Source organism: Streptomyces sp. (genome assembly GCF_031178505.1).
Taxonomy (GTDB): Bacteria; Actinomycetota; Actinomycetes; order Streptomycetales; family Streptomycetaceae; genus Streptomyces; species Streptomyces gulbargensis.
Genome location: NZ_JAPSIW010000439.1, coordinates 1 through 5,947 on the forward strand (window position 1 = coordinate 1; position 5,947 = coordinate 5,947).

Here is a 5,947-nt window from a genome sequence, read left to right on the forward strand (position 1 = left end):
GGTCTCTGCTGGTCGGTGGCGCGTCAGGCCCGCTGCAGGGCGTCCGCCGGGGCTCCGGCGGGGAGGGCCTCGATGAGGGCCTTGAGGTCGGCGAGGTCCTGCTCGGTGAGGTCCTGCAGCGGGGGGCGCACGCCGCCGGCGTCGCGCCCCACGGCCCGCAGCCCGCCCTTGATGATCGAGACCCCGTAGCCCTTCGCCCGGTCCCGGATCTCCAGGTAGGGCAGCACGAAGCTGTTGAGCTTCTCGGTCACGGCCGCCCGGTCCTGGGCCCGGACGTCGCGGTAGAACTCCAGGGCGAACTCGGGGACGAAGTTGTACATTGCCGAAGAGTAAGTGCTCATGCCCAGCTGCAGCAGGGGCAGGGCGAAGGTCTCCGCGGTGGGCAGCCCACCGAGGTAGAACAGCCGGTCCCCGTTGCGGGCGTAGACCTTGGTGAGGTGCTCGATGTCGCCGATGCCGTCCTTGAAGCCGATGAAGTTCTCGTGGCGCTCGGCGAGACGGGCGACGGTCTCGGCGGAGTAGACGGCGTTGGCCCGGTTGTAGGCGATGACCCCGAGGTCGGTGGCCGCGCAGACCGCCGAGGCGTGGGCGAGCAGACCGTCCTGGTCGCACTCGGTGAGGTACGGGGGCAGCAGCAACAGGCCCTCCGCGCCGGCGGCGGCCGCGTCGTGGGCGTTGCGCACGGCCTGAGCGGTGTTGCCGGCCGCGGGGGCGAGCACGGGGACGGTCCCCCCGACCTCATCGACCGCGGCGCGCACCACGGTGGCGGTCTCCTCGGGGGTGAGGGAGAAGCCCTCACCGGTCCCGCCCGCGGCGAACAGGCCGGCCACGGGGTGGCTCGCCTGCCACGCCAGGTGCTCGCGGTAGGTGGTCTCGTCGAAGAGCAGATCCTGGTCGAACGCGGTGACGGGGAAGGACAGCAGGCCGTCCTTGAGCTTGTCCGCCAGTTCCTGGGGCGTGTGTGTGGCCACGGTCGTCGTCCTTCGTGTGGGTCGCGGTCAGGCGGTGCGCCTGTGAATCACGTCTCACCCTAGGAAGGCCGCATGATGCCTGTCCAAGGCCTTTTGTGTATGGAGTCATGTCCTGAAGGCATCGCTCGGAGCGCCTGTCAGTGCATCCGGGGGCGGAGGTGGTCGAGCAGGTGGAGCAGCGCGGGGTTCTTGGAGCTGCGGTCCCAGATGGCGTGCAGCTCGACGGCGTCCGAGGAGCTCCCGGCCAGCCTGAGGTAGGCGACGCCCTCGATCCCGAGAAGGCGGGCGGACTCCGGCACGAAGGCGACGCCCCGCCGGGCGGACACGAGCGCCACCATGGTCAGGACCTGGCTGACGGTGTGCACCACGTTGCGGTGCTCCACCTCCACGAGACGCACCACGTGGTCGTAGAAGTACCGGGCCTTGGTGGGGGAGTGCATGATCAGCGGGATCTCCCGGAGGTCCGAGGACGTGACGGACCGCTTCAGGGCGGTCAGGGGGTGGTCGGCCGGGACGGCGACGCAGAGGTCCTCGGCGAGCAGGAGCTGGGACTCGAAGACCTCCGTGTCGAAGGGAGGGCGTGCCAGTCCGAGATCGAGGTCACCGTCCTGCAGGGCCTGCACCTGCTCCCCGGTCACGAGCTCCTGGAGGTCGACGTCGACGTCGGGGAGGGCCTGTTCGATCTCCCCGAGCAGGTGGCCGAGGAGGCTGAACCCGGACGCGGCGGTGAAGCCGATCCGCAGCACGCCGGCCCGCCCGGCCGCGATCCGGCGGGCCAGGACCGGGGCGCGGTCGGCGGCGACCACGAGGCGGCGGGCTTCGCCCAGGAACGCCCGTCCGGCGGCGGTCAGCGCCACCCGGCGGTTGTCCCGCTCCAGCAGCTCCACCCCGAGCGTCTTCTCCAGCTTCTGGATCTGCCGGCTCAGCGGCGGCTGGGTCATGTTGAGCCGCACCGCGGCGCGGCCGAAGTGCAGCTCCTCCGCGACGGCGATGAAGCTGCGGGCCTGGTCCAGTGTGAACATCATGCCTTCCGGGTATTACTCAATGCAGGAATTGGCTTGGACATGCATCATATTCTCTTCCTAGGCTCAGGCATCAAGCCCGATGTGATGGCACTCACAGAGGGCGATCCGCCTTCGAGCCCTACCGGACGGTCCCCGTCCCCCTCGCTTCCAGGAGAACCCATGCACAAGACTCCGTTCCGCCAGGCCCTGCTCGGCGCGACCGCGGTGACCGCGGCCCTCGCCCTCACCGCCTGCGGCGGCAACGTCGGCGGCAACGCCCAGGCCTCGGGGGAGGACTTCCCCACGGAGCCCGTCACCCTGACCGTCGGCCAGGCCGCGGGCGGCTCGACCGACCTCATCGCCCGGGCCGTGGCCGAGGGCGCCTCGGAGGACCTCGGCGTCCCGATGCCGGTGGTGAACAAGCCGGGAGCCAACGGCGCCCTGGCGACCCAGGAGGTCGCCGGCGCGGCTGCCGACGGGCACGACCTCGTGCTGCTCAACGCCTCCCTGATCACCATCACCCCGCTCGCCGTGGGCGAGGAGGAGGCGGTCTCCCTGGACGACGTCGAGGTGCTCAAGGGGCTCTCCCAGGACGACTACGTCATGGTCGCCAGCAAGGAGTCCGGCCTGAAGACCGTCGAGGACGTCAAGAACGCCTCGGGCACGTTCAGCTACGGCACCACGGGCGTGGGGACCGGCTCCCAGCTCGCCCAGACCATCCTGTTCGAGCAGGCCGAGATCACCGGCACGGAGGTCCCCTTCGACTCCGGCTCGCCGGCCCTCACCGCGGTGCTGGGCAACCAGGTGCAGGTCGCCACCATCCAGCTGGGCGAGGCCAAGCCGCAGATCGACGCCGGCGAGGTCGTGCCCATCGTGGTCTTCTCGGAGGAGCGCAACGAGTTCCTTCCCGACGTGCCGACCGCCGTCGAGTCCGGCTACGACGTCCCCGTGGCCCAGTACCGGGCCGTCGCCGCGCCGAACGGCACGCCGCAGGAGGTCAAGGACCGCCTCGTCGAGGCCTTCGACGCAGCCCTCGCCTCCGAGGCGTACCAGCAGTTCAACGAGCAGAACCTGCTGACCCCGCGCGAGATCTCCGGTGAAGAGGTCGAGGCCGAGTGGACCGAGCTCGCCGAGCGCTACCAGCAGCTCGTCGAGGAGTACGACATCTCCCTCGCCGAGTAGTACCCCGCAACCACCACGACGACCAGCGGCACCAGGAGCATTCCCATGAAGCAGTCCCGCACGGACGAGCAGACCTCGGTCGGCGACGTCCTCCTCGACGACGCCGCGGCGGCCGACGAGCTCACGCCGGAGCAGCTCGCGGCCCAGTGGGAGGCCGAGGAGCCGCCGCCGGCCGGCCCGCTCGCCAGCATGGGGTCGACGCTGGTCGTGACGGCGCTGGCCGGGGCGGCGGCGGTGCTGTCCCTGGGCATGGGCCTGGGGACCCCGCAACAGCCCGACCCCGGGATGTGGCCGTTCGTGGTCAGCGTCGTCGCCGTGGTCCTCTGCCTCGCCCAGCTGTTCCTGGGCCGGCGCGGCGGGGACGGTGAGCAGTTCTCCCGCCAGTCGCTGCTCACCGTCTACGGCTTCCTCACGTTCGTGGGGATGGTGCTGCTGATGCCCGTGATCGGCTTCGAGATCCCGTCCCTGGTCCTGTGCTTCGTCTGGATGAAGTTCCTCGGGGGTGAGACGTGGCGCTCGGCCACGCTCTACTCGGTCCTCGTGGTCGTCGCCTTCTACGCGATCTTCATCCTGGGCCTCGGCACCAGCATTCCCCACCTGTTCTGACGGCCCTCGACCCCTGACGGCCCTCGACCAAAAGGCTTCCGCATGGACTTCCTGCAACCGGCCCTGGACGGCTTCTCCGTCGTCCTGGAGCCCACCAACCTCCTGTACTGCCTCCTGGGCGTGACCATCGGCATGCTGATCGGCGTGCTTCCCGGGCTGGGGCCTGCCGCGACCATCGCGATCCTGCTGCCCCTGACCTACGGCGTCGAGCCGGTGACCGCGATCATCATGCTGGCCGGCATCTTCTACGGCGCCCAGTACGGGGGGACCATCACCTCCGTGCTGCTCCGGCTGCCCGGTGAGGCCAGTTCGGTGGTCACGGTCTTCGACGGCTACATGATGGCCAAGCAGGGCAGGGCCGGCACCGCGCTGGGCATCGCCGCCATCGGCTCGTTCGTCGGCGGCACGGTCGCGATCATCGGCCTGACCTTCCTGGCTCCGCTCGTCGCCGGTTTCGCCCTCGACTTCGGCCCGCCCGAGTACACCGCGCTCGCCCTGCTCGGCATCCTGCTCGTGGCGACCATCAGCAACGGCAACAAGTCCAAGGCCCTGATCGCTGCGTGCTTCGGCCTGCTGCTGGCCACGGTGGGGCGTGACATCTTCACCGGCGGGGAGCGCTTCACCTTCGGCAACGTGAACCTGGCCGACGGCATCGACTTCGTGCCCGTCGCGATGGGCCTCTTCGGACTCGGCGAGATCCTGCACAACCTGGAGGAGCGCCACCGCGCCGCCAAGGCGCCGGCGAAGGTCTCGAACGTGTGGCCCTCCGGGGCGGACCTCAGACAGGCCTCCGGATCCATCGGCCGCGGCTCGGTCCTGGGATTCTTCCTGGGCATCCTGCCCGGCGGCGGCGCCACGATCTCCTCGATGGCCGCCTACGCCATGGAGAAGAAGCGGGCCAAGCGGCCCGAGCGGTTCGGGCGGGGCGCGGTCGAGGGCGTCGCCGGGCCCGAGACCGCCAACAACGCCGCGGCCACGAGCTCCTTCATCCCCCTGCTCACCCTGGGCATCCCGGCCAACGCCACGATGGCCCTCATGTTCGGCGCCCTGCTCATCCAGGGGGTCACCCCCGGGCCGCAGCTCGTCCAGCAGGAGCCCGAGCTGTTCTGGGGCGTGGTCAACTCCATGTACATCGGCAACATCCTGCTGCTGATCATGTCGATCCCCCTGATCGGCGTCTTCGTCCGCATCCTCCGCGTGCGGGCGGCGATCCTGGGGCCGATCACCGCGCTGATCACCCTGCTCGGCGCCTACACGATCAACAACTCGATGTTCGACGTCACGCTCGTCGTCCTCTTCGGCGCCATCGGCTACCTCATGAAGAAGTACGGGTTCGAGCCCGGTCCCCTGGTGCTGGCCTTCGTCCTCGGCTCCCTGCTCGAGTCCAACCTGCGCCGGTCGCTGCTGGTCTTCGAGGGGGACGTCACCGGGTTCTTCGCCCGCCCCATCTCCGCGACCCTGCTGCTGCTCTTCCTCCTGGTCGCCGCACTGCCCCTCATCCAGTCCGCCCTCCGTCGTCGCAGGACTCGCGGGACGTCCCCCGAGGGGATGCCCGCCGAGGACTCCGACCGCACCTCTGTCAAGGAGAACGCATGAGCATCCTCGTCGGCTACGTCCCCACCCCCGTCGGAGAGGCCGCCGTCCGGGCGGCCATCGAGGAGGCCCGCCTCCGCGACGAGACGCTGCTGATCGTCAACTCGGTCCGGGAGGGCGCCCTGGCCGACAAGACCGTGGCCTCCGACGACGACCTCCGGCGCGTCACCGACGCGGCGACCGCCGCCGGAGTGGCCCACACCGTCCTGCAGCCGTCCCACCGGGCCGACCTGGCCGAGGAGATCCTCGACCTCGCGCGCGAGCACGACGTCTCCCGGATCGTCATCGGTCTGCGCCAGCGCTCCCAGGTGGGCAAGTTCATCATGGGCTCCCACGCCCAGCGGATCCTCCTGCAGGCGGACCGTCCGGTCCTGGCCGTGAAGACCCCCGAGGCGCACCTCTGAGGCCTCGTCCTCCCGCCCGCGCACGAGGCACCGCCGCCCCACCGGCAGCGGTGCCTCGTGCGCGTTCCCGGTCAGGCGCTCTCGCGCCGCACGAACTCCCCGACGACGTGCTCCACCCGGGGGTGGTCGCCGCTGAGGGCCACGTCCGCCGCGGTCTCCCCGATCTCCTCCAGGGGGAAGCGGACCG

At 70.4% G+C, this 5,947-nt stretch carries 6 protein-coding genes; 4 read left to right on the forward strand and 2 right to left on the reverse strand.

The window, feature by feature from the left end; all coding sequences use genetic code 11:
* Positions 1–23 precede the first annotated feature (23 nt).
* Both kdgD and RIF68_RS24545 read right to left on the reverse strand, forming a co-directional pair.
* Positions 24–971 (reverse strand): 5-dehydro-4-deoxyglucarate dehydratase, encoded by a 948-nt coding sequence (kdgD, locus tag RIF68_RS24540; protein ID WP_309053468.1) that lies wholly within the window; start codon positions 969–971, stop codon positions 24–26.
* A 137-nt stretch (positions 972–1,108) separates the two neighbouring features.
* Positions 1,109–1,996 carry a LysR family transcriptional regulator gene (locus tag RIF68_RS24545; protein WP_309053469.1) on the reverse strand — a complete coding sequence of 296 codons (888 nt, stop codon included), beginning with the start codon at positions 1,994–1,996 and terminating at the stop codon, positions 1,109–1,111.
* A gap of 159 nt (positions 1,997–2,155) precedes the next feature.
* Between RIF68_RS24545 and RIF68_RS24550 the strand changes: the two genes are divergently transcribed.
* From RIF68_RS24550 to RIF68_RS24565, 4 genes are read left to right on the forward strand one after another with little or no spacing between them, the layout of a single operon-like run.
* Positions 2,156–3,157 carry a tripartite tricarboxylate transporter substrate binding protein gene (locus RIF68_RS24550; protein ID WP_309053470.1) on the forward strand — a complete coding sequence of 334 codons (1,002 nt, stop codon included), beginning with the start codon at positions 2,156–2,158 and terminating at the stop codon, positions 3,155–3,157.
* A gap of 45 nt (positions 3,158–3,202) precedes the next feature.
* Positions 3,203–3,763 carry a tripartite tricarboxylate transporter TctB family protein gene (locus RIF68_RS24555; protein ID WP_309053471.1) on the forward strand — a complete coding sequence of 187 codons (561 nt, stop codon included), beginning with the start codon at positions 3,203–3,205 and terminating at the stop codon, positions 3,761–3,763.
* 42 nt (positions 3,764–3,805) lie between these two features.
* Positions 3,806–5,359: a tripartite tricarboxylate transporter permease gene (locus RIF68_RS24560; RefSeq protein WP_309053472.1), complete on the forward strand. Its 1,554-nt coding sequence runs from the start codon at positions 3,806–3,808 to the stop codon at positions 5,357–5,359.
* Entirely contained in the window at positions 5,356–5,760 is a 405-nt protein-coding gene (locus RIF68_RS24565; protein ID WP_309053473.1) for a universal stress protein, read from the forward strand. The genes RIF68_RS24560 and RIF68_RS24565 overlap by 4 nt, the downstream gene beginning before the upstream one ends.
* Positions 5,761–5,947 lie beyond the last annotated feature (187 nt).